This window comes from Pseudomonas canadensis (genome assembly GCF_030980095.1).
Lineage (GTDB): Bacteria > Pseudomonadota > Gammaproteobacteria > Pseudomonadales > Pseudomonadaceae > Aquipseudomonas > Aquipseudomonas canadensis.
The window spans coordinates 4,334,937-4,359,587 of sequence record NZ_CP133298.1 but is presented as its reverse complement, the minus strand read 5'-3'; the positions used below and the strand labels follow the sequence as shown (position 1 = coordinate 4,359,587).

Here is a 24,651-nt window from a genome sequence, read left to right as displayed (position 1 = left end):
CCCGGTCAGTCGAACAAATGCTTGGGCACGTCGTGCTTGAGCATCAACTGGCACTGCTCGCTCTCCGGGTCGAACACGATCAGTGCCTGGCCCTTGGTCAATGCCTGGCGCACGCGCAGCACGCGGGTTTCCAGGGGCGTGTCGTCGCCATTGTCGGTGCCGTCACGGGTGACAAAGTCTTCGATGAGGCGGGTGAGGGTGTCGACTTCAAGTGCGTCGTAGGGAATCAGCATACAAGCCTCGGGTGATGGATCCCGGCGATGCTACTGCGCCGGGATCATAGTTGCCAGCCTCAGGACTTGTTGCCCACCAGGCTGTCCACCGGTGGCACACGGGTATCGCTCTCCATCTGCGTCTCGTGCTCGATCTGATGGCTGAATCGATCAAGGGAGCCCTGGGCCGGTTGCGCATCACTGGCGAACACTGGCGGGCTGAGAATGTAAGCACCCAGCAAACGACTCAGGGCCGCGAGGCTATCGATGTGGGTACGCTCGTAGCCATGGGTCGCATCGCAACCGAACGCCAGCAAGGCCGTGCGGATATCGTGGCCGGCGGTGACCGCTGAATGTGCATCGCTGAAGTAATAGCGGAAGAGGTCGCGGCGCACGGGTAATTCATTCTCCGACGCCAGGCGCAGCAAATGCCGCGACAGGTGATAGTCATACGGCCCGCCGGAATCCTGCATCGCCACGCTTACCGCGTGCTCGCTTGAATGCTGGCCGGGGGCGACCGGGGCGATATCGATGCCGACAAACTCACTGACGTCCCAAGGCAAGGCAGCAGCCGCACCGCTGCCGGTTTCCTCGGTGATGGTGAACAGCGGATGGCAGTCGATCAGCAGGGGTTCGCCACTGTCGACGATGGCCTTGAGCGCGGCGAGCAGGGCGGCGACACCGGCCTTGTCATCCAGGTGGCGGGCGCTGATGTGGCCGCTCTCGGTGAATTCCGGCAACGGGTCGAAGGCCACATAGTCACCGATGCCAATCCCCAGGGAATCGCAATCGGCGCGGGTCGCGCAGTAGGCGTCGAGGCGAAGTTCCACGTGATCCCAGCTCACCGGCATTTCATCCACGGCGGTGTTGAACGCATGCCCGGAGGCCATCAGCGGCAACACGCTGCCACGGATCACACCGTTATCGGTGAACAGGCTGACGCGGCTGCCCTCGGCGAACCTGCTCGACCAGCAGCCCACCGGTGCCAGGCTCAGGCGGCCATTGTCCTTGATTGCACGCACGGCGGCGCCGATGGTGTCCAGGTGAGCGGACACGGCGCGGTCTGGGCTGTTTTTTTGGCCTTTCAACGTAGCGCGGATGGTGCCGCGCCGGGTCATTTCGAAGGGAATGCCCAGTTCTTCCAGGCGCTCGGCGACGTAACGCACGATGGTGTCGGTAAATCCGGTAGGGCTGGGAATAGCGAGCATTTCCAGCAGGACTTTTTGCAGGTAATTCAGATCCGGTTCGGGGATGGTTCGGCTCATAAAGACTCCTGGGGTTCGGATCGTTCAGCTATGGGGAAACAGCAAATCCACAAATTTCTCCGCGGTAGGCTGCGGTTCATGATTGGCCAGGCCGGCCCGTTCATTGGCTTCGATAAACACGTATTCGGGTTGATCGGCGGCGGGCACCATCAGGTCCAGACCCACCATTGGGATGTCCAGGGCACGGGCGGCGCGCACGGCGGCGTCCACCAGCGTTGGGTGCAGGATCGCGGTGACATCTTCAAGGCACCCGCCGGTGTGCAGGTTGGCGGTGCGGCGCACGGCCAGGGTCTGACCACGGGGCAGGATGCTGCTGTAGTCGAAACCGGCGGCTTTCAAGGTGCGTTCGGTTTCGGCATCCAACGGGATTTTGCTTTCACCGTCGGTGGCGGCCTGGCGGCGACGGCTCTGGGCTTCGATCAACGCGCCGATGGAATGGTGGCCATCACCGGTCACTTCGGCAGGGCGACGGATCGCAGCGGCGACCACCTCGAAACCAATCACCAGGATGCGCAGGTCCAACCCTTCGTGAAAGCTCTCCAGCAACACACGGCTGTCGAACTGCCGCGCGGCTTCAATCGCCTGCTGCACCTCCTCGATGCTTTGCAGATCCACTGCCACACCCTGGCCTTGTTCGCCATCCAACGGCTTGACCACGATGCGCTGGTGTTCGTCGAGAAACTCCAGGTTGTCATCCGCGCTGCCCGCGAGTTGCTGTGACGGCAGTTTCAAACCGGCGGCTTTCAGCACTTTGTGGGTCAGGCTTTTGTCCTGGCACAGGGTCATGCTGATGGCGCTGGTCAAATCGCTCAAGGATTCACGGCAACGCACGCGACGCCCGCCATGGCTCAGCGTGAACAAGCCCGCATCGGCGTCATCCACTTGCACGTCGATGCCACGCCGATGGGCTTCCTCGACAATGATCCGCGCATAGGGATTGAACCCCGCCTGTGGGCCCGGGCCGAGAAACAGCGGCTGGTTGATGCCGTTCTTGCGCTTGATCGCAAAAGTGGTCAGCGCGCGAAAGCCAAGCTTGGCGTAAAGGTTCTTGGCCTGGCGGTTATCGTGCAACACCGACAAGTCCAGATAGCTCAGGCCACGGCTCATGAAGTGCTCCACCAAATGGCGCACCAATACTTCGCCCACGCCGGGCCGCGTGCATTGCGGATCGACTGCCAGGCACCACAGGCTGCAACCGTTTTCCGGGTCGTGAAAGGCCTTTTGGTGATTGAGGCCCATGACGCTGCCGATCACCGCGCCGCTGTCTTCGTCTTCCGCCAGCCAATACACCGGGCCACCTTGATGGCGCGGTGTGAGGCGTTCGGCGTCGACCGGCAACATGCCGCGGCCTTGATACAACTGATTCACCGCCAACCAATCCGCCTCGGTCTGGACCCGGCGAATGCGGAAACCGCGAAACACCCGAGTGGCCGGGCGATAGTCGCTGAACCACAGGCGCAATGTATCGGACGGGTCAAGGAACAACTGCTGCGGATCAATCCCCAGAATCTGCTGGGGCGCCGCCACATACAGTGCGATATCCCGTTCGCCCGGCTGCTCGTTGAGCAACTCTTGGGCGAGGCTGGCAGGGTCTGGGAATGTATGACCGATCAACAGCCGGCCCCAACCGCAATGCACGGCAATTGGTTCGGCTGCCAAGGGGCTGCCATCTTCCGCCAGGCGCGCTTGCAGGCGCTCATAAGTGGGCGCCTGGCCTTTGAGCAAGCGTTGGCTGTAAGCCGCTGCATGGGGTTTCATCGATCAGATTCCTTGTTCGCTGAGCCATAGGTTCAGCGCCGCCAGCTGCCACAACTTGGAGCCGCGCAGCGGGGTCAATTGGCCTTGCGGGTCAGTGAGCAAGCGGTCGAGCATCGCGGGATTGAACAGGCCACGATCCTGGCTCGGGTCGAGTAGCAGTTCGCGTACCCAGTTCAGGGTATCGCCCTGCAAGTGCTTGAGGCCCGGCACCGGGAAATAGCCTTTTTTGCGGTCGATGACTTCGCTCGGGATCACGCGACGCGCAGCTTCTTTCAACACCTGCTTGCCGCCATCAGGCAGTTTGAACTTGCCAGGCACACGGGCCGAGAGTTCCACCAGGCGATAGTCCAGAAACGGCGTGCGCGCTTCCAGGCCCCAGGCCATGGTCATGTTGTCGACACGTTTGACCGGGTCGTCCACCAGCATCACCGTGCTGTCCAGGCGCAGGGCCTTGTCCACGGCGGCGTCGGCGCCGGGCATGGCGAAATGTTCGCGCACAAAGTCGCCGGCGGCGTCGTTGGCAGTCAGCCATTTCGGCGCGACAGTGGCCGCGTAGTCGTCGTAGCTACGGTCGAAAAAAGCCTCGCGATAAGCCGCGTAGGGATCGCTCGCCCCGTCCACCTGCGGGTACCAGTGGTAACCGGCGAACAGTTCATCCGCGCCCTGGCCGCTCTGTACCACTTTGCAATGTTTGGCCACTTCCCGCGACAGCAGGTAGAAGGCGATGCAGTCGTGGCTGACCATCGGCTCGCTCATCGCGCGGAACGCGGCGGGCAGTTGCTCGATGATCTCGCTTTCGGCAATGCGCAGTTGGTGGTGACGGGTGCCGTAGTGCTTGGCGATCAGGTCCGAGTACTGGAACTCGTTGCCCGCTTCGCCACCGGCATCTTCAAAACCGATGGAAAACGTCGACAGATCCTGTACGCCCACTTCGCGCAGCAGGCCGACGAGCATGCTCGAATCGACGCCACCGGAAAGCAGCACGCCCACATCCACAGCCGCACGTTGGCGAATGGCCACGGCTTCGCGGGTGCTGTCGAGCACGCGGTCGGTCCAGTCTTCGAGAGTGAGGTTTTTTTCATCGTCGTGTGGGCCGTAGGGCAGGGTCCACCACACTTTCTGCTCGGTGTTGCCGCTGGCGTCGATGCGCATCCAACTGGCCGGCGGCATTTTTTCGACGCCGGCGAGCAAGGTGCGCGGTGCAGGCACCACGGCGTGGAAGTTCAGGTAATGGTTAAGCGCAACCGGATCCAGGATCGGATTGATGTCGCCGCCTTTAAGCAACGCCGGCAGTGCCGAAGCGAAGCGCAACCGCTGGCCGGTACGCGACAGGTATAACGGCTTCACGCCCAGGCGGTCACGGGCAATAAACAGGCGCTGGGCGTCACGCTCCCAGATCGCAAAAGCAAACATGCCGTTGAGCTTGGGCAGCAGCGCTTCGCCCCAGGCGTGATAGCCCTTGAGCAGCACTTCGGTGTCGCCGCCGGAATAGAAGGCGTAGCCCAGGGCTTCCAGCTCTTCACGCAGTTCCGGGAAGTTGTAGATCGCGCCGTTGAAGGCCAGGGACAGGCCCAGGTGCGCATCGACCATCGGTTGGGCCGAGCCGTCCGACAGGTCCATGATTTTCAGGCGTCGATGCCCCAAGGCAATCGGCCCTTGGGCGTGGAAGCCCCAGGCGTCGGGCCCACGGGGGGCCAGATGATGGGTGATGCGCTCAATCGCAGCCAGGTCGGCAGGTTGGGCATCGAAACGTAATTCGCCAGCTAATCCGCACATAAATTCCTTACCGGTTTTTCCGTTGGGGAGGGGAAACACTCAATACGCCCAGAAGGGCGCGTACCCAGAAACTGACACACGCCTATCCTGGGAGTTTTAGAACAATCGGTTATAAGGCAAAGAGCCTTGATCGGTTGAATGCCAGTCTGCGTGTGCCGTGGCGTTGGCTTAAATGGCGGTAAACAACGCTGGGATGCATGCAAAAAGTCGGGGGGTCGGGTGCCTGATCGCCCGAGTATTTGCGTCATTTGAATCCAGGATCGGCCTTATCGTTGGGCGGTATTTCTCAACGCAATAAGGATGATTGCCAATGACTGAGACACAGGATTCAAGCCACGCCGTTACGCCGGTGTCGGAGGAGGACGTTACCGCCGCGCTGTTGGAACTGACGGGAGACCTGGATATAGCCCTGGTGTTGCAGCAAAAATTGCCCGCCTGGTGGAAGGATGCCGATGCCGCCACTCTCCAAGCGCTGCAACAGGCCCATGAACAGAGTGAACGACCGCGCGAACAGGCAGCTCGGTTGTTGGGGCGTGTCAAACCGCTCAAACAATTTTGCGCCGAGAAACTCAAGGCGTTTCTGTCCGCCAAGGGGCATGCGTCGCTGAATGTCGAACTCGACATGCTGGAAGTGCCGCGGCGCACTTTCACAATGACCAGCGTTTTCGGACCGACGTATGATCAGATCAAGATTGAGAAGCACAGCTTGCTGCAGGCGGCCATGCAGAACTTCTCGCAGGATGGAGCCGAGCTGCCGAAAGGCTCGGTCGTTCGTGCCGGGAACACGGTCGTGCGCGGTCTCAGTGCTGAGGCGTTCGCGGGTTACTGTCGTGAACTGGACCTGGGCGCTGCCTACCAACTGCACCTTCGCGATGTGTTCAACCTGCCGGCGCCCAGTGAAGCGGCGCTGGAGTCTGACCGAGGGTACAACCCGGCAGTCTTGCAGCTCGGCAATGCCCGGCGCTTGGAGATGCTGGTTGACTTGCATATTGCGTATGCCAAGGGCGATGTCAGCCCGCCGACCTACACGTTGCTGTCTGAATTGATCAAGCGCGACTTACCGGCCAGCCAGATGGCGCACCTGCTCTTTCAAGGTAAGCCCATGGTGTGGCGAGGTTTGAGTATCGGGGGGGCCTGCGTGTGGGGCGTGATGGTCCTGGCCAATGCCAACGAAGACGGCTTTCCCACGGGGCCGGTGGTGTTGTACATGCCTAACGAGCCGACGCGGCGGTGGTACGAGTACCCGTCGCTGGAGGATTTCAAGCAATACCTGACGCTCAAACTTCAAGTGCAGGCTTATCGGCGTTTTTTTACCGGCTACCTGGCCGAGACCGAACGCTTTCAGTTCTTCCAGCGATTTGATAGGAGCCGAACCCTGGCGCGGCTGGAGCCAATCGAGGAACCGGGCAACCTGTCCAGGTTCTTTTTCAATGTGTGCACCGGCAAGCTGCTGCTGGATGCGATCACATTGGCAGTGCCCACCGCACAGGCCGATGATGACGCTCGCCAGAAACGCCTGCAAAGCTACCTGGATGCAGGCTTGACCCTGCTCAACATTGCAGGGTTCGTGGTGCCGATGATTGGGCTATTGATGATGGGGGAGGGTATTGGCCAGTTACTGGGCGAGATGTTCGAGGGCATCGACGACTGGAGCCACAATGAAAAAACCGAGGCGCTTGAACATTTGGTCAACGTGGCGGAGAGCATCGCTGGCATGGCAGCGTTCGCCGTAGGGGTGAAGGCCTTCGGTGGGGTCAAGCGATGGGTGACTCGACCGGAGGTGTTTTTTGATGGCATGGAGGCCGTCAAGCGGCCGGACGGCAGCGTGTGGTTATGGCGCCGCCGCACAACGGCATATCGATACCCCCCGGAGGTGGTTTCCGGCACGGTTGCCAATGCCATGGGGGTGTACAAGACCAATGGACACGCTTACGCCAAGATCGAAGCTCGGGTGCATGCGATCGCCTATGACGCCGCTGTGAAGCAGTGGTCTGCCATTCACCCGCTACGCAGCGATGCGTACCGCCCCCCGCTCAAGCACAACGGCACGGCGGGATGGCAGTTTGAGTGGGAGCGGCCTCAAGACTGGGAAGAGCCTGCGTACATTATCACGCGGTCGAATTCATTCCTCGGGACGCTGACGGGGGAGCGGTTGAGGGAACTTGCAACCATCGCCGAGTTGTCCCTGCCTCGGTTGCGTTACCTGGCCCAGGAAAACCTGCCATTGCCGGAACGTTTCAATGATGGAGTAGTGCGCTTCATGCAAGAGCAGAAAGTGCGTGACCTGACCTGGCAGCTTGAGCATCAGGCGCAGTTGGATCTGAGTACGGCACGCACCCAAATGCTTGCATTGCCCCATATGCCCGGCTGGCCCCGCGGGCGCTTTTTTGAAGTGCTGGACGAGGAGGGCAACCTGCTTGAAAGCTATCCTGATGCAGCGCCGTTTGACTACGAAGACCTGAGCATTCATATCACCGAAAAGCAGCTTGAACGTGGCGAGGTGATGCCTACGCTGCTGGCCGCATTGGACACGGAGGAAACACAGGCATTGCTGGGTGGCGTCGTAGAACCTGGCGAAGCAGAAGTGATCTTGAAGCGCCGCTTGTTGAAGTCGCTCGAACGCAGCCATCGGCAGGTTCATGATCAGCTGTACCAGGAAGCCAACGTTATTACGCACAGCGATCATGCGCTGCTTATTCATCACTACCCAGGCTTGCCGAATCGCCAGGCCTGGGAGCTGCTCTCCAACGCTTCGACCCGGCAGCGCGTGCGCCTGCGCGAGACACGGCGGGTGCCCCTGTTGCTGGCGCAACGAACCCGAGAGGCCCTGCGACTGCTTGAAGAAGACCGCGCACTCAGTGGTCTGTACTGGCCGAGATATGGCAATGAGGCCACCCAGCGCCTGGCCGTCGGGCTGCTGGGGCGAGTTGTCGACTGGCCACAGACCCAGGCATTGCAGCTACGCCGCGGTTCGCTCAATGGCGAAGTGATCGCGCAACTCGGCGGGCAGGCGGCGACATTGCACCGGACGGTTGTAGCGTCTGCCGATGGCTTTCAGGCATTTGATGCACGGGGCAAAGCCTTGGGGGCATTAGCAACGGGTGGGGAGGGTTTTTACCAAGCCCTGACCGAGACGTTATCCGCTGATCAAATCGCCACGCTGAGATTGAATGGGACTCAACGTGCCAGCCACTTGAACCAAGAGTTACTGGGCAAGGCCGAAACGGAGCGCAAGACGCTTGCCCGTTACCTCTGGCCGGAGCGCGCAGTGCCTGAGCCGGCGGTGGCGTGTGTTCAGGCGCTGCTGGAGGAGCTGGCGCCACAGCCGGCAGCCTTGATGCGCAAGCTTTGCAAGCTCTACCCCAAGTTGAGTTCACGCCAGCTCACGTTGTTGCTTCAAGACATGGGCACGGATCATTTGTCGCGCGCCAGGGCCGTCAAGGTGTTGCAGCAACAGCTCAAGGCTCTACAGCTCGCGTTGGCACGGTGGTGCGACGAAAAAGCCGCTGTAAAGGGCCTTTCACGTTCGGCCAGGAGTGATTTGCGTGACGGACGCAAAGCAGTCGCCAAGGCGATTGAGCGCAGCTGGAAGCGTAAAACACTGCTGCGCAACGAGCGCGGTATCGAGATGTTCGGACTGGAGCTGGGGGGCCTGAATGTCGGTGCTTTGCCCCAGTTGCCCGTCGGGGTGGATTTTGGTCATGTGCGTCGCTTGGTGTTGCGCAATATGGACCTCGATGATCAGGTCGGGTCTTTTCTTGAGCGCTTCAAGGGGGTCAATATGCTCGACCTGGCGGGCAACAAGTTGACCCAAGTACCGACGGTGTTGTCGCAGATGTCCCTGCTGCGGCGCCTGTACTTGAACTGCAACCAACTGCAACTGACGGAGGCTGGTCGAACGCAACTTGCAACCTTGACCGAACTGCGGGTGTTGAACCTCAACCACAACCCACTGCTAAACGCGCCGCTGATCGATCGGATGTTCGACTTGCGCGCCTTGTTCCTGAACAGTTGTTCTCTGAAGGAGTTGCCAGCGGGGTTTCGACGCCCGCCCTACCTGGAAACGGTTGACCTGCGCGGCAATCACATTACGACACTGCCTCGGTGGCTGTCTGAAGTCCCACGAGTTCTCGCACAAACGCTCCATTTGGGGGATAACCCCCTGGACACGCCTAGCCGCCAGTTGGTCAGTGCCTACCGGAGTCGCGTCGGTGTCGGCATGGGTTTCCTGGAGGATGATCCTGCCCGTTTGACTGAGCAACGGGCGCAAGAGCGCTGGTTAAAGGATATGGGGGCGGATATAGAGATGAAACGCGCCACCTGGGCAGCACTCAGGGCCGAGGAGGGCTCCGAGGGGCTGTTCAATCTCCTCGCCGGACTGGGCAGTACCGCTGATGCAAAAAATGTTCGCGTGGACATGAGCCAACGGGTGTGGTGGGTGTTGGAGGCTGCTGAAGCCGATGCAGGCTTGCGTGCAGAAATCTTTGACCGTGCCGCTACGCCACTCAATTGTGATGATGCTGCAGCTGCAAGCTTCAGCAACCTTGAGGTGCTGACGCTTCTTCATGAGGCTTCAAAAGGCGTCGAGAGCGGCCAGTTGACGGCTGAGCCGCTGCTGAAGTTGAGTAAGGGCCTGTTTCGGCTCGACCAGGTTGAACGCTATGCCCGCAGCCACAGCCTCAGTCATCCCAGCGCCGACCCGTTGGAAGTGAGCCTGGCGTTTCGCATAGGTCTGGCCGACAAGTTAGACCTGCCCGGCCAACCCAGGCATATGCGCTTTGGGCAATTGGCCGAGGTGACGAATAAGGATTTGGTGGCTGCCGCTGACAAGGTCCGGGTGGCCGAGCTTTCATCCGAATTGTTGGACTTTATAGTCGGGTTGCCGTTCTGGATCGACTATTTGAAAAGACGCTTTCAAGGACGGTTTGAAGACGTACTGGGTTCTTTCCACGAACGCGCGCAGCGGGTATTCGATCAACGCCAGACACTGACCGATACCGACTACGTCGAGCAAATGAACGTGATTACCAGTGAGCGCATGCCGGTTGAAGCGGCTGAAATCAGGCGCCAGACCGAGGACGCACTCAAACCCGGCGCGTTGAATGTCTGCTAGGTGCCCGTGTTATCACCCACCCGTGCCGCGAATCAACGCCCGCAGGGCGAACCGATTGGGGTGGCACGCCTCTGACACGCTGGCGGGCACCGGCAACGGCTCGTCGTTGAGCCAGGCTGCGAGCAGTTCGGCGCACAGTGGCGCAGTGATCAGGCCGCGCGAGCCGTGGCCGCTGTTGATGTACAGGCCGTCAAGCCACGGGCAGGCGGCTTCTGGGATCTGGCGGGCATCCTTGCGCAACGCTGCGTAGGCCTGGTCGAAGGCTGCGCGTTCGGCCAGCGGCCCCACAATCGGCAGATAGTCGGGGCTGGTGCAGCGGAAGGCGGCACGGCCTTCCAGCTGTTCGGGGGCCAACGCGTCGGCACCCAACCGTTGCGTCAGGTCGACGGAAATCTCGCGCAGCATCTCCAGGTTGCCGGCGTGTTCGGCGACGGTGGGCGTCAGGTCGTCGCTCTTGAAATCGAAGCTGGCGCCTAGGGTGTGCTCGCCCAGGCGCGCCGGGGCCACGTAGCCTTCGGCGCAGACCACGGTAGCCAGGGCTTCGCTCTGCGGGGTTTGCGCCAGGCGGGTGATCTGCCCGCGAATACGCTTGAGGGGTAGGTCGGCGCTGAACGGAAAACGCTTGATCTCGGCCGCACCGGCTAACACCACCACCGGCGCGCTGGCCAGCCGGGTGTCACCGGCCAGGGCGTGCCACTGGCCGTCAACGCGTTGCAGCTCAAGGGCTTCGTGATGTGTCAGCACCGTGATCAGCGGATGGCGTGCCTGCCACTCGCATAACGCCGGAGGATGCACCCAACCGCCCTCGGGAAAGAACAACCCGCCGTGCTCCAGCGCCACGCCTGCGCGCGCTTGGGCCTGGGCCGGGTTCAGCAGGTGCAGCAAGCCGGGCGAAAAGGCAGCGGCCAACTGCGCCTGGCGCTCGGCCTCCTTGGCGTTGAAGGCCAGTTGCAGCACGCCGCACCCGTCCCAGTCGACGCCACGGTGCAGGTGCTCCAGCAGGCGTCGGGTGTGGCCGAAACCACTGAGTATCAACTGCGACAGGGCTGTGCCGTGGGCCGATAGCTTGAGGTACAGCACGCCTTGCGGGTTGCCCGAGGCTTCCTGCGCCAGGGCCGTATGGCGCTCCAGCAGGCTGACCCGCCAGCCGCGCGCCGCCAGGCTGGCCGCCGTGGTGCAGCCGGCCAGGCCGCCGCCGATTACCAGGGCGTGGCGTTCGCCATCAATGGCAGGCGGCCGTGCGAACCACGGCTTGGCGGCAGGCGGCAAGGGCGTCTGCGCTGGCCAACCGAGGAACTCCCCGCGCAGGATCTCCCATTTATGCCCAATACCCGGCGTGCGCTTCATCTTGAAGCCGGCGGCATTGATCAGCCGGCGCACCCAACCGGTGCTGGTAAACGTGCTGATGGTTGCCCCCGGTGCGGCCAGCCGCGCCAGTTCGGCGAACAGTTCGGCGGTCCACATGTCCGGGTTTTTCGCTGGGGCGAAACCGTCGAGGAACCACGCGTCGATCTGCGCATCCAGTTGCGGCAGTTGCTCCAGGGCATCGCCGATCAACAGGGTAAGGGTCACGCGGCCGTTATCCAGGATCAGGCGTTGGAAGCCTTGGTGGATCGCGATGTATTGCTTGAGTAATTGTTCGGCAAAGGGTTGTAGTTCAGGCCAAAGGGCGAGGGCGCGTTGCAGGTCGGCGTGGCTCAGCGGGTACTTTTCCACGCTGACAAAGTGCAGGTGCGCACCGGCTACCGCGTATTGCTCGAACAACTGCCAGGCGCACAAAAAATTCAAGCCCGTGCCGAACCCCGTTTCGCCAATCACCAAGCGCCCGCCCACCGGCAAGGCGGCAAAACGCTCCTGCAAGCGGTTCTGTTCCAGGAACACATAACGGGTTTCTTCAAGGCCGGACTTATCGGAGAAGTACACGTCGTCGAACACCCGTGAGTGCGGGCGGCCTTGGTCATCCCAGTCGAGCTGGGCGTGGGTGATGGGGTTCATGGGCGGCTCGGTCAAGACAAGGCCGCCATTCTAGCCGATCAACAGGCAATGAATTGACCCACGGCAAGCACCGATGGAATTTCCTCCCGCGTGTTGCTGCCCAATCCGCTAGTCTTGAGCCATCTTGAAACGGAGCTGCCCATGTTCGAATCCGCCGAAATCGGTCACGCCATCGACAAAGACACCTACGACGCCGAAGTCCCTGCGCTGCGTGAGGCACTTCTGGAGGTGCAATACGAGCTGCAGCAGCAGAAGCGCTTCCCGGTGATCATCCTGATCAACGGTATCGAGGGTGCCGGTAAGGGTGAGACGGTCAAGCTATTGAACGAATGGATGGACCCGCGTCTGATCGAGGTGCGCACCTTCGACCAGCAGACCGACGAAGAGCTGGCCCGGCCGCCGGCCTGGCGCTACTGGCGGCAACTGCCCGCCAAAGGCCGCATGGGGATTTTCTTCGGTAATTGGTACAGCCAGATGCTGCAGGCCCGCGTGCATGGGCAGATCAAGGACGCGCGCCTGGACCAGGCTATCGCCGGTGCGGAGCGTCTGGAAAAGATGCTCTGTGATGAAGGCGCACTGATCTTCAAGTTCTGGTTTCACCTGTCCAAGAAGCAAATGAAGGCGCGGCTCAAGGCCCTGGCCGATGACCCGCTGCACAGCTGGCGCATCAGCCCGCTGGATTGGCAGCAGTCTGAGACTTACGACAAATTCGTGCATTTCGGCGAGCGCGTGTTGCGCCGCACCAGCCGCGACTATGCACCGTGGCATGTAATCGAAGGGGTGGACAGCAACTATCGCAGCCTCACCGTGGGCAAGCTGCTGCTGGAAGGCCTGCAAAATGCGTTGAAGCTGGTCAAAGGCAAGGCCAGCGGCATGAACCCGGCACCGTTGATCGCCTCCGTGGACAAGAAGAGCCTGCTGGACAGCCTCGACCTGACGCAGCGCCTGGAAAAGGACGATTACGAAGAACAGTTGATCACCGAGCAGGCACGCTTCTCCGGCCTGATGCGCGACAAACGCATGCGCAAGCACGCGTTGATCACGGTGTTCGAAGGCAACGACGCGGCGGGCAAGGGCGGGGCGATCCGTCGGGTGGCGGCGGCGCTGGACCCGCGCCAGTACCACATCGTGCCGATTGCCGCACCGAGCGAGGACGAGCGTGCCCAGCCTTATCTGTGGCGTTTTTGGCAGAAGATCCCGGCGCGGGGCATGTTCACTGTCTTCGACCGTTCGTGGTATGGCCGTGTACTGGTGGAACGCATCGAGGGCTTTTGCACCCCAGCGGACTGGATGCGCGCGTATGGCGAAATCAACGACTTTGAAGAGCAACTGCGCGACGCGGGTGTGATCGTGGTCAAGTTCTGGTTGGCCATCGACAAGCAGACCCAACTGGAGCGTTTCCAGGCCCGTGAGGAAATCCCGTTCAAGCGCTTCAAGATCACTGAAGACGACTGGCGCAACCGCGACAAGTGGGACGACTACCGTGCCGCCGTGGGCGATATGGTTGACCGCACCAGCACCGAAATCGCGCCCTGGACACTGGTGGAGGCCAACGACAAGCGCTGGGCGCGGGTCAAGGTGCTGCGCACGATCAACCGGGCGCTGGAGGCGGCGTTCGACAAGTCCGACAAGCACGACAAGAAAGGCAAGAAGTAGGAGCGAGCTTGCTCGCGAAAATCGTCAATGATGGCGCGTGTTTTCTGGGTAAGCGAGGCGCTCTCGAGTTTTCGCGAGCAAGCTCGCTCCTACAGATAGGTTCGGCGCCATGGTTTTGTATAGGCGGGGTGAATGATCGTCGCGGTTGGCGGGAGCTGGATCTATCCTCGATCCATCTCCCGACAACCACAAGATCGAGGTAGCCCATGCGTGAAGTAGTGATCGTCGACAGCGTACGAACTGGCCTGGCCAAATCGTTTCGTGGCAAGTTCAACCAGACCCGCCCGGATGACATGGCGGCCCATTGCGTCAACGCGCTGCTCACCCGCGATGGAATCGACCCTGCCACCGTGGAGGACTGCATCGTCGGCGCCGGCTCCAACGAAGGTGCCCAGGGCTACAACATCGGGCGCAATGTGGCGGTGTTGTCACAACTGGGCACCGGTACGGCGGGGATGACCCTCAACCGGTTCTGCTCGTCGGGCTTGCAGGCGATTGCCATCGCGGCCAACCAGATCGCGTCGGGCTGCAGCGATATCATCGTTGCCGGTGGCGTCGAGTCCATCAGCCTGACGATGAAAAGCGTCAACACCGACAACCTGATCAACCCGCTGCTGAAAGAGCAGGTGCCGGGTATCTACTTCCCCATGGGCCAGACTGCGGAGATCGTCGCTCGTCGCTACAACGTCAGTCGCGAAGAGCAGGACGTGTACGCCCTGCAAAGCCAGCAACGCACCGCTCAGGCTCAGGCAGACGGTTTGTTCAACGATGAAATCGTGCCGATGGCGGTCAAGTACAAAGTCGAAGACAAGAACACCGGTGAAGTGCAGGTGCTCGAGGGCGTGGTCGACCGTGACGACTGCAATCGCCCGGACACCACGTTGGCCAGCCTGCAAGGCTTGAAGCCGGTATTTGCCGAGGACGGCTCGGTGACGGCGGGTAACTCGTCGCAGCTCTCCGACGGCGCCTCGATGACGCTGGTGATGAGCCTGGAAAAAGCCCTTGAACTGGGCCTCAAGCCGAAGGCGTTTTTCCGTGGGTTCACGGTGGCGGGTTGCGAACCGGACGAGATGGGCATCGGCCCGGTGTTCTCGGTGCCCAAGCTGCTCAAGGCCAAGGGCTTGCAAGTGGCGGATATCGACCTGTGGGAACTCAACGAAGCCTTCGCGTCCCAGTGCTTATATGCGCGTAATCGCCTGGAAATCGACAATGCCAAATACAACGTCAACGGCGGATCGATCTCCATCGGCCACCCATTCGGCATGACCGGCTCACGGCAGGTGGGGCATCTGGTACGTGAGTTGCAGCGGCGCAATCTGCGTTATGGCATCGTCACCATGTGCGTGGGCGGTGGCATGGGCGCCACCGGATTGTTCGAAGCGGTGCGCTGATCTTCGCTACACAAAGTGCGTCGGGTGCCCCTAGAATGCGGCTCCACTTCCTCTGGCTTCTGGGGCACTCATGCACATCTCTTCCGGCCGCTGGGTCTATGGTTTTCTCCTGACCCTGCTGACCGCGTTTCTGTGGGGCATCCTGCCGATCAAACTCAAGCAGGTGCTGCAGGTGATGGACCCGATCACCGTTACCTGGTTTCGCCTGATCGTGGCTGGCAGTTGCCTGTTCGTCTACCTGGCGCTGACCAAGCGCTTGCCCAGCCGCAAGGTGCTGGGCCCCAAGGGTGGCTGGCTGGTAGGGATGGCGGTGTGCGGCCTGGTGGGCAACTACGTGTTGTACCTGGTGGGCCTGAAAATGCTCAGCCCTGGCACGGCGCAACTGGTGGTGCAGATGGGGCCGATCTTCTTGATGATCGCCAGTGTGTTTGTGTTCAAGGAGCGTTTCAGTCGCGGGCAGGTGCTCGGGTTATTCGTGTTGATTGCAGGCTTTGGCCTGTTCTTCAACCAGCGTCTGGAGGAGTTGCTGACATCCCTGGGTGCCTATACCGCCGGTGTGCTGACGATATTGTTGGCCACTTCAATCTGGGTGTTCTACGCCCTGGGCCAGAAGCAGTTGTTGACGGTGTGGAACTCGCTGCAAGTGATGATGGTGATCTACCTCACCTGCGCCTTGTTGCTCACGCCCTGGGCGCATCCTATGGAAGCTTTGGACCTGAGCCCGCTGCAGGGCTGGCTGTTGCTGGCGTGCTGCATGAATACCCTGGTGGCCTACGGCGCGTTTGCCGAAGCGCTTGCCCATTGGGAAGCTTCGCGGGTCAGTGCGACCCTGGCGCTTACACCGCTGGTGACTTTCGTGGCGGTCGCCCTGTCGGCGTGGCTGTGGCCTGAGTATGTGCAGGCCGAAGAGATCAACGCCCTGGGCTATGCCGGGGCGTTGGTGGTGGTGCTGGGTTCGGCGACCGTGGCGCTGGCGCCGTCGTTGCTCGCCGGGCTCAAGGCCCGGCGGTTGCGCATGGCGTCCTAGGCGCCGAGCATGTCTTGCGGGCGAACCCACTGGTCGAACTCCGCGTCGGTGAGGTAGCCCAGGTCCAGCGCGGCCTCCCTTAGCGTCAACCCTTCGGCGTAAGCCTTCTTGGCGATTTCCGCCGACTTGTCGTAGCCGATGTGCGGGTTGAGCGCGGTCACCAGCATCAGCCCGCGCTCCAAGTGCTCGGCCATCTGCACGGGGTCTGGCTCAAGCCCGGCCACACAGTGTTCCTGGAAGTTGTTGCAGCCGTCGGCCAGCAGGCGGATGGATTCCAGCAGGTTGTGGATGATCACCGGCTTGTACACATTCAACTGCAAGTGCCCCTGGCTGGCAGCGATGCCGATGGTCACGTCATTGCCCAGCACCTGGCAGGCCAGCATCGACAGCGCTTCGCACTGCGTCGGGTTGACCTTGCCTGGCATGATCGAACTGCCGGGCTCGTTGGCCGGCAACTTCACCTCGGCCAACCCGGTGCGCGGGCCGGAGCCCAGCAGGCGCAGGTCATTGGCGATTTTCATCAGGGCCACGGCCAGGGTTTTCAGGGCGCCGTGTAGCGTCACCAACGGCTCATGGCCGGAAAGGGCGGCGAATTTGTTCGGCGCGGTGACGAACGGCAAGCCCGACAACGCCGCCAGCTCGGAGGCAATCGCCTCGCCAAAACCGTGGGGCGCATTCAGCCCGGTGCCGACGGCGGTGCCGCCCTGAGCCAACTCGCAGACGGCGGGCAGTGCGGCGCGAACGGCGCGTTCGGCGTAGTCAAGCTGGGCGATGAACGCCGAAAGCTCCTGGCCGAAGGTGATCGGCGTGGCATCCATCATATGAGTGCGGCCGGTCTTCACCAGCTTCATATGTTTGGCTGCTTGTTCAGCCAGGCCGCCGGAAAGCGTCGCAATTGCCGGTAGCAAGCGCTGATGCACAGCCTGGACCGCTGCAATGCTCATGGCGGTGGGGAAGCAGTCATTGGAACTCTGGGAACGGTTGACGTGATCGTTGGGGTGCACCGGGCTCTTGCCGCCACGTTTGTTGCCCGCCAGTTCGTTGGCGCGGCCGGCGATCACTTCGTTGGCGTTCATGTTGCTCTGGGTGCCGCTGCCGGTCTGCCAGACCACCAGGGGGAATTGGTCGTCGTGTTGACCATCGAGTACTTCGTCGGCGGCCTGTTCGATCAAGCGGGCGATGTCGGCGGGCAAGTCGCCATTACGGTCATTGACCCGTGCTGCGGCCTTCTTGACCAGGGCCAGGGCGTGCAATACCGCCAGCGGCATACGCTGTTCGCCAATGGCGAAGTTAACCAGCGAACGTTGGGTCTGGGCGCCCCAGTAAGCGTCATCCGGGACGTGAACTTCTCCCAGGCTGTCGGTTTCGATACGGCTCATCGGGCACACTCCTTCAGGTTCGTTTGCGCAGTTTAGGCCGTGTTCGGCCTAGTGGGTTCCCTAAAAGACTTTTCATCGGGTTCATCCCTCGAGAATCGTTATCCAGCAAGGCTCGGGGTTGAGCCATAAGGTTTTTTAGGCGCAGAATGGGCGCCCTTGGGGTCTGACCTCGCCTGCTAGAAAAGGAAACTCGATGACTCGTCTTCGTGCCATCTGTACCGCGGTTGCTCTGGTTTGCGCCAGCGGCCAGGTTCTTGCCGATACCGCCAGCCACAACGCCAGTGCCGAAGCCTTCCTTACCCTGGCCCATGCCGACAAGCTGGGTACCCCGGTGTACATGCAAGTGCAGCAAATGTTCGCCCAGCGTTTTGAACAGACCAAGGCGCCTGCCGCCAAGCAGTCCGTACTGGACAGCTACCAGGCCAAGGCCAACGCCGCCCTGGACCAGGCCATCGGCTGGCCAAAGCTGAAACCTGACATGGTCAAGCTCTACACCACCAACTTCAGCGAATCCGAGCTCAAGGACCTGGTTGCCTTCTACCAGTCGCCACTGGGCAAGAAAGTCCTGGAAAAAATGCCGCAGCTGACCCAGCAATCGGCCCAGATGACCCAGGCCAAGCTGGAAAGCGCCGTGCCGGTAGTCAACAAGCTGCTGGAAGACATGACCAACGAGCTGGCGCCTAAAGCCGCCGCTCCGGCCAAGAAGAAGTAAGCAGGAATGACCATGCAACAGCGTATCGAAACGGCGCTTGCCGCCTTGGGCACTGACCACTTGAGCGTGCTGGATGAAAGCCATATGCACAGCCGTGGGTTGCAGACCCACTTCAAGGCCGTGCTGGTCAGCCCGCAGTTCGAGGGGCTCAACCGCGTCAAGCGCCACCAGAAGGTCTACGCCACCCTGGGTGACCTGATGACCGAGTTTCATGCGTTGGCGCTGCATACCTACACGCCTGAAGAATGGGCGAAAATCGACGCAGCCCCGGCCTCGCCGACCTGCGCTGGCGGACATGATTGATGATCGGGTGTCTCTGACACCAGGCATTTGTTAGAATCTGCAACGCGCCGCTCAGCCGGCGCGTTTTTTTGCATCCGGTTCACCCTTTGCGAGGGTAGCCACCTGGAGAGAACACCCATGACTCAACCGATTGTCGTGGCGGCACTGTATAAGTTCGTCACCCTCGAAGACTACGTCGCCCTGCGCGAGCCCCTGTTGCAGGCGATGGTCGACAACGGCATCAAAGGCACCTTGCTGATCGCCGAAGAAGGCATCAACGGCACGGTTTCCGGTAGTCGCGAAGGCATTGATGGCCTGATGGCCTGGCTGAAGAAAGATCCGCGCATGGTCGACATCGACCACAAAGAATCCTACTGCGACGACCAGCCGTTCTACCGCACCAAGGTCAAGCTCAAGAAAGAGATCGTGACCCTGGGCGTCGAAGGCGTCGACCCGAACAAGAAAGTCGGTACCTACGTCGACCCGCAGGACTGGAACGCGCTGATCAGCGACCCGGAAGTGCTGTTGATCGACACCCGTAACGACTACGAAGTGTCCATCGGCACCTTTGAAGGCGCGATCGACCCGAAAACCACCAGTTTTCGCGAATTTCCCGACTACATCAAAGCCAACTTCGACCCGGCCAAGCACAAGAAAGTCGCGATGTTCTGCACCGGTGGCATTCGCTGTGAGAAGGCGTCGAGCTACATGCTCAGCGAAGGCTTTGACGAGGTCTATCACCTCAAGGGCGGCATCCTGAAGTACCTCGAAGAGGTGCCGCAGGCAGAAACCAAATGGCAGGGCGACTGCTTTGTTTTCGATAATCGCGTGACCGTGCGCCACGACCTGAGCGAAGGCGACTACGATCAATGTCATGCCTGTCGTACACCGGTCAGTGTCGAAGACCGCGCTTCCGAGCATTATGTGGCTGGCATTAGTTGCCCGCATTGCTGGGATAAGCTGCCGGAGAAGACCCGTCGCAGCGCGATCGACCGGCAGAAGCAGATCGAGCTGGCCAAGGCCCGCAACATGCCGCACCCGATTGGCTTCAACTACAAGCAAACCCCTTCCGAGGCCTGACCCATGTCCGCGCGCCTGCTCTATGTAATGGACCCGATGTGTTCCTGGTGCTGGGGTTTTGCCCCGGTGGCCGAGGCGTTGGTGGAGCAGGCCCAGGCGGCCGGCGTCGAGTTGCATCTGGTGGTGGGCGGCTTGCGTACCGGCAGCGGCGCAGCGCTGGAGCCGACCACCCGGCGTTATATCCTGGAACACTGGCAGGCGGTCACTGACGCCACCGGCCAGCCGTTCAAGCGTGAAGGCGCGTTGCCCGACGGTTTTGTCTACGACACGGAGCCGGCGTGCCGCGCCATCGTCACCGCCCGCAGCCTGGCGCCGGACTGCGCCTGGAAACTGCTGGGACTGATCCAGCGTGCTTTCTATGTGGAAGGCCGCGACGTGACCCTCGCCAGCGTGTTGGTGGAATTGGCCGAGCAGGCGGGTATCCCGCGCATCGAGTTTGCCGGCGAGTTTGACCGCGCTGAGCAGCATGCCGCCACGGCGGCCGATTTCACCTGGGTGCAAGACCTGGGCATCGCCGGTTTCCCGACGCTGCTGGCCGAGCGTAATGGTCAGTTGGCGTTGCTGACCAACGGTTACCAGCCGCTGTCCGAGCTGTCGCCTCTGCTGGGCCGATGGCTGGAGCGAGCCACCTGTGCATGAACCCGCCCAGCGCACCGATCGCCTGACCTGGGCGGAAATTCGCCGCCTGGCGCTGCGTCACAAGAAATCCCTGTGGATCGCCAATGGCGTCGCCGTGCTGGCGACCCTGTGCAGCGTACCGATTCCCTTGCTGTTGCCGCTGCTGGTGGACGAGGTCCTGCTGGGCCACGGCGACGCTGCCCTCAAGGTGATGAATCACGCGCTGCCGCTGGGCTGGCAGAAGGCGGCCGGCTATATCGGCCTGATGCTGCTGGTGACCCTGTTCCTGCGCTGTGGTGCCCTGGTGTTCAACGTGGTGCAGGCGCGGCTGTTTGCGCGGCTGGCCAAGGATATTGTGTACCGCATCCGTGTTCGCCTGATCGAGCGGCTCAAGCGTATCTCCCTGGGCGAGTACGAAAGCCTGGGCAGCGGCACGGTAACGACTCACCTGGTCACCGACCTCGACACGCTGGACAAATTTGTCGGCGAAACCCTCAGCCGCTTCCTGGTGGCCATGCTCACCCTGGTGGGTACCTCGGCGATCCTGGTGTGGATGCATTGGCAGCTGGCATTGCTGATCCTGTTGTTCAACCCGCTGGTGATCTACGCCACGGTGCAGTTGGGCAAGCGCGTCAAACACCTGAAGAAGTTGGAAAACGACAGCACTTCGCGTTTTACCCAAGCGCTGACTGAAACCCTGGACGCGATCCAGGAGGTCCGCGCCGGCAATCGCCAGGGCTTCTTCCTCGGGCGTCTGGGCCAGCGTGCCCAGGAAGTGCGCGACTACGCGATCCATTCGCAGTGGAAAACCGACGCCTCCAGCCGCGCCAGCGGTTTGCTGTTTCAGTTCGGTATCGACATCTTCCGCGCAGCGGCGATGCTTACCGTTTTGTTCTCCGACCTGTCGATCGGCCAGATGCTCGCGGTGTTCAGCTACCTGTGGTTCATGATCGGCCCGGTGGAGCAATTGCTGAACCTGCAATACGCCTATTACGCGGCAGGCGGCGCGCTGACGCGGATCAACGAACTGCTGGCGCGTGCCGATGAGCCGCAATACGCCGGCGGCGAAGATCCTTTCGTTGGGCGCGAGACTGTAGGCATCGAAGTGCGCGGCCTCAATTTCGGTTATGGCGAAGACTTGGTGCTCGACCAGTTGAACCTGGCCATCGCACCCGGTGAGAAGGTGGCAATCGTCGGCGCCAGTGGCGGCGGTAAAAGTACCTTGGTGCAACTGTTGCTCGGACTTTATACGCCACAGGCTGGAACTATCCGCTTTGGCGGTGCTACCCAGCAGGAAATCGGCCTGGAAACCATTCGCGAAAACGTCGCCGTAGTGCTGCAACACCCGGCGCTGTTCAACGACACCGTGCGCGCCAACCTGACCATGGGCCGCGAACGCAGTGATCAAGCCTGCTGGCAGGCACTGGAAATCGCCCAGCTGGATGCTACCGTCAAGGCATTGCCCATGGGCCTGGACAGTGTGGTGGGGCGTTCCGGGGTGCGGTTTTCCGGTGGGCAGCGTCAGCGCCTGGCGATTGCGCGCATGGTGCTGGCCGAGCCGAAAGTGGTGATCCTCGACGAGGCGACTTCCGCCCTGGACGCCGCCACCGAATACAACCTGCATCAGGCGCTGGCGCGGTTCCTCAGCGGCCGTACTACACTGATTATCGCCCACCGCCTGTCGGCGGTTAAGCAAGCCGACCGAGTGTTAGTGTTCGACGGCGGTCACATTGCAGAGGACGGCGACCATCAACAGCTGATTGCTGACGGTGGGTTGTACGCCAAACTCTACGGGCACTTGCAGCAAGTTCGTTGATTTAGCCTAGGCTGAGCTATCGGAAGCGGTGTTTCGCGTGCGTATCCAGCGGTGCATGTGCAAGGGGCTTCATGAAGCAAAAGCGGACTCTCGGAACGCCACGGCTGTTGGGCATTGTCTGGCCCTTCATCGCCGTTGTGCTGTTCCAGGCATTGTTAGGCTGCGTCAGTCTTTACGTGCTCTCGGCAGTGCGCGGCTACGTGGCAGGTGAAAGTCTGTGGTCCAAGGGCCAGAAAGATGCCATCTATTACCTGACGCTCTACGCCGACAACCGCGACGAAGCCACTTACCTCAAATACCAGCAGGCCATCGCCGTGCCACAGGGCGGGCATGAATTGCGGGTTGCGCTGGACCAATCCACACCAGACCTCAGCGCTGCCCGCTTGGGCATCCTCAAGGGCGGCAACCACCCGGATGACGTTTCCAGCCTGATCTGGCTGTACCTCAACTTTCGCCATTTCAGCTACCTGGAAAAAGCCATCGAGTTATGGACAGTGGGCGATGGTTACCTGGTGCAACTGGATGAGTTGGCCCGCGAGATGCACGGCGCAATCACCCGTGACCACGTCAGCGCCAACGACGTACGCCAGTGGAAAGCACACATTATCGCCATCAACGAAGGTGTGACACCGGCGGCCAAAGCGTTCAGTGATGCCTTGGGCGAAGGCTCGCGGATGATCCTGCGGTTGTTGCTGATCACCAACCTGGCCACTGCCCTCGGCCTGATCGTCCTGGCACTGCTGCGTACCCATAAGTTGCTGACCCAGCGCCACGCGTTTGCCAATGCCCTGCAGCAAGAGAAGGAGCGTGCGCAGATCACGTTGGAGTCGATTGGCGACGGGGTGATCACCACCGACGTCGACGGCGCCATCACCTACATGAACCCGGCGGCTGAGGCGCTGACCCACTGGAATTCGGCCCAGGCCCAAGGCCTGCCCTTGGCTGCGCTGTTCAACCTGTTGGACGACAATGCTCAGCCCGACGGCTTTACGCTCATTGAACATATCGTCAAGGGCCAACTCAGTGGCGGCAGCGAGCATTCCAAAACCATCCAGCGCCTGGACGGCAGCACGGTCTCGGTGACGCTGGTGGGCGCGCCGATCCGCAGTGCCGGCAAGGTCACGGGTGCGGTGCTGGTGTTGCATGACATGACCCAGGAGCGTCAATACATCGCCAACCTGTCCTGGCAGGCGACCCACGACGCCCTGACTGGCCTGGCCAACCGCCGCGAATTCGAATTCCGCCTGGAACAGGTGCTGCATCCCACCGCGCAGCGGCTGGGCGAGCGTCATGCGTTGATGTTCCTCGACTTGGACCAGTTCAAGCTGGTCAACGACACGTGTGGCCACGCGGCCGGCGACGAACTGCTGCGGCATATCTGCGCGCTGCTGCAGTCTGACCTGCGCGAGGGCGACACCCTGGCGCGTCTGGGGGGCGATGAATTCGGCATCCTGCTGGAAAACTGCCCGGCGGCAGTCGCGGAGAAGATCGCCGAGAGCCTGCGCCACACCGTGCAAAGCCTGCACTTTGTATGGAAGGGCCGGCCGTTCATGACCACCGTCAGCATCGGCCTGGTGCACCTGGGCCACACTCCGACCACGCTGGAAACGTCACTGCGCGCCGCCGACATGGCGTGCTACATGGCCAAGGAAAAAGGCCGCAACCGCGTGCAGGTGTACCACGCCGACGACTCGGAACTGTCGCTGCGTTTTGGCGAAATGGCCTGGGTGCAGCGCCTGCACATGGCGTTGGAAGAGAACCGGTTCTGCCTATATGCCCAGGAAATTTCACCGCTGGGGCCTACCGACGGCGGCGATGGGCATATCGAGATCCTGTTGCGCCTGCATGACGAGGCCGGCCGTATCATCCTGCCCGACAGCTTTATCCCGGCGGCCGAACGTTACGGTTTGATGACGTCCCTGGACCGCTGGGTGGTCGAGAATGTGTTCAAGCTCATCAGCCGGTGCATACAGGAGCGGCCGGGACGCCCAATGGCCATGTGTGCGATCAATCTGTCAGGCATCACTATTGGTGATGAAGACTTCCTTGGATTTCTACGTGAGAAGTTTCATACATACAATATTCCGCCGGGCATGATCTGTTTTGAAATAACCGAAACCAGTGCTATTGCAAACTTGGGCAGTGCGATCCGTTTTATTAATGAACTCAAAGCTTTAGGTTGTCAGTTTTCGCTTGATGACTTTTGTGCCGGAATGTCCTCATTCGCCTATCTCAAACATTTACCTGTAGACTTCCTGAAGATCGATGGAAGTTTCGTAAAGGATATGCTGGACGACCCGATTAACCGCGCGATGGTCGAAGTGATAAACCACATCGGCCATGTCATGGGTAAGCGCACAATTGCTGAATTTGTCGAGACACCGCAAATCGAACAGGCATTACTCGAAATTGGTGTGGATTACGCTCAGGGCTACCTGATTGAACGACCGCAATTGTTTACCTTTGATAGCTTGCAGTGTCGACCTGTGCGGCCGCAGCCTCTGTTATTCAAGGCGCCCGGCACATTCCGCTGAAACATTCGCTGGTCTGTACAATCACACTTAAAAAGGA

The 24,651-nt window shown here is 61.1% G+C and carries 17 protein-coding genes; 10 read left to right on the top strand and 7 right to left on the bottom strand.

Annotation, left to right across the window (positions count from 1 at the left end):
* Positions 1 to 5: 5 nt before the first annotated feature.
* The 5 genes from RB216_RS20115 to RB216_RS20095 all read right to left on the bottom strand — a co-directional run bounded on the left by RB216_RS20115 (position 6) and on the right by RB216_RS20095 (position 5,609).
* The gene (locus RB216_RS20115; protein WP_003192759.1) at positions 6 to 233 is read right to left on the bottom strand and encodes a YheU family protein; all 228 of its coding nucleotides are present in this window, start codon (positions 231 to 233) and stop codon (positions 6 to 8) included.
* Between the two features lie 59 nt (positions 234 to 292).
* Entirely contained in the window at positions 293 to 1,477 is a 1,185-nt protein-coding gene (locus RB216_RS20110; protein WP_308907796.1) for an osmoprotectant NAGGN system M42 family peptidase, read from the bottom strand.
* Positions 1,478 to 1,501: 24 nt separating this feature from the next.
* Positions 1,502 to 3,235, bottom strand: coding sequence for an N-acetylglutaminylglutamine synthetase (gene ngg, locus RB216_RS20105; protein ID WP_028617245.1), 1,734 nt, complete (start codon positions 3,233 to 3,235; stop codon positions 1,502 to 1,504).
* A gap of 3 nt (positions 3,236 to 3,238) precedes the next feature.
* The gene (locus tag RB216_RS20100; protein WP_028617244.1) at positions 3,239 to 5,011 is read right to left on the bottom strand and encodes an N-acetylglutaminylglutamine amidotransferase; all 1,773 of its coding nucleotides are present in this window, start codon (positions 5,009 to 5,011) and stop codon (positions 3,239 to 3,241) included.
* Between the two features lie 328 nt (positions 5,012 to 5,339).
* Positions 5,340 to 5,609, bottom strand: a complete 270-nt coding sequence (locus tag RB216_RS20095) for a hypothetical protein (protein WP_308908911.1) — start codon at positions 5,607 to 5,609, stop codon at positions 5,340 to 5,342.
* Between RB216_RS20095 and RB216_RS20090 the strand changes: the two genes are divergently transcribed.
* Positions 5,535 to 10,124, top strand: coding sequence for an NEL-type E3 ubiquitin ligase domain-containing protein (locus tag RB216_RS20090; protein ID WP_308908892.1), 4,590 nt, complete (start codon positions 5,535 to 5,537; stop codon positions 10,122 to 10,124). The genes RB216_RS20095 and RB216_RS20090 overlap by 75 nt on opposite strands.
* A 12-nt stretch (positions 10,125 to 10,136) precedes the next feature.
* Here the strand turns inward: RB216_RS20090 and mnmC are convergent, their stop codons facing one another.
* Entirely contained in the window at positions 10,137 to 12,119 is a 1,983-nt protein-coding gene (mnmC, locus tag RB216_RS20085; protein WP_028617242.1) for a bifunctional tRNA (5-methylaminomethyl-2-thiouridine)(34)-methyltransferase MnmC2/FAD-dependent 5-carboxymethylaminomethyl-2-thiouridine(34) oxidoreductase MnmC1, read from the bottom strand.
* Between the two features lie 141 nt (positions 12,120 to 12,260).
* On the opposite strand from mnmC, the gene pap reads away from it, so the two are divergent.
* The 3 genes from pap (at position 12,261) to RB216_RS20070 (ending at position 16,193) form a co-directional block, all read left to right on the top strand.
* Positions 12,261 to 13,775, top strand: a complete 1,515-nt coding sequence (pap, locus tag RB216_RS20080; RefSeq protein ID WP_028617241.1) for a polyphosphate:AMP phosphotransferase — start codon at positions 12,261 to 12,263, stop codon at positions 13,773 to 13,775.
* Between the two features lie 206 nt (positions 13,776 to 13,981).
* The gene (locus RB216_RS20075; protein ID WP_308907795.1) at positions 13,982 to 15,166 is read left to right on the top strand and encodes a thiolase family protein; all 1,185 of its coding nucleotides are present in this window, start codon (positions 13,982 to 13,984) and stop codon (positions 15,164 to 15,166) included.
* A 70-nt stretch (positions 15,167 to 15,236) separates the two neighbouring features.
* Entirely contained in the window at positions 15,237 to 16,193 is a 957-nt protein-coding gene (locus RB216_RS20070) for a DMT family transporter (protein WP_068932110.1), read from the top strand.
* Here RB216_RS20070 and RB216_RS20065 read toward each other — a convergent pair.
* The gene (locus tag RB216_RS20065; protein ID WP_122725772.1) at positions 16,190 to 17,572 is read right to left on the bottom strand and encodes a class II fumarate hydratase; all 1,383 of its coding nucleotides are present in this window, start codon (positions 17,570 to 17,572) and stop codon (positions 16,190 to 16,192) included. The two genes, RB216_RS20070 and RB216_RS20065, sit on opposite strands and share 4 nt — an antisense overlap.
* A gap of 193 nt (positions 17,573 to 17,765) precedes the next feature.
* Between RB216_RS20065 and RB216_RS20060 the strand changes: the two genes are divergently transcribed.
* The 6 genes from RB216_RS20060 to RB216_RS20035 all read left to right on the top strand — a co-directional run bounded on the left by RB216_RS20060 (position 17,766) and on the right by RB216_RS20035 (position 24,614).
* Positions 17,766 to 18,284, top strand: coding sequence for a DUF2059 domain-containing protein (locus tag RB216_RS20060; RefSeq protein WP_014719258.1), 519 nt, complete (start codon positions 17,766 to 17,768; stop codon positions 18,282 to 18,284).
* A 6-nt stretch (positions 18,285 to 18,290) separates the two neighbouring features.
* Complete coding sequence (locus RB216_RS20055) at positions 18,291 to 18,587, top strand: BolA family protein (RefSeq protein ID WP_236321042.1); 297 nt, start codon at positions 18,291 to 18,293, stop codon at positions 18,585 to 18,587.
* Positions 18,588 to 18,704: 117 nt separating this feature from the next.
* Positions 18,705 to 19,646 (top strand): oxygen-dependent tRNA uridine(34) hydroxylase TrhO, encoded by a 942-nt coding sequence (gene trhO / locus RB216_RS20050; RefSeq protein WP_028617236.1) that lies wholly within the window; start codon positions 18,705 to 18,707, stop codon positions 19,644 to 19,646.
* A 36-nt stretch (positions 19,647 to 19,682) separates the two neighbouring features.
* Entirely contained in the window at positions 19,683 to 20,285 is a 603-nt protein-coding gene (locus RB216_RS20045) for a DsbA family protein (RefSeq protein ID WP_174890965.1), read from the top strand.
* Positions 20,278 to 22,080, top strand: coding sequence for an ABC transporter ATP-binding protein (locus RB216_RS20040; RefSeq protein WP_028617235.1), 1,803 nt, complete (start codon positions 20,278 to 20,280; stop codon positions 22,078 to 22,080). Before RB216_RS20045 ends, RB216_RS20040 begins: the two co-directional genes overlap by 8 nt.
* A gap of 71 nt (positions 22,081 to 22,151) precedes the next feature.
* Complete coding sequence (locus RB216_RS20035) at positions 22,152 to 24,614, top strand: EAL domain-containing protein (protein WP_308907794.1); 2,463 nt, start codon at positions 22,152 to 22,154, stop codon at positions 24,612 to 24,614.
* Positions 24,615 to 24,651 lie beyond the last annotated feature (37 nt).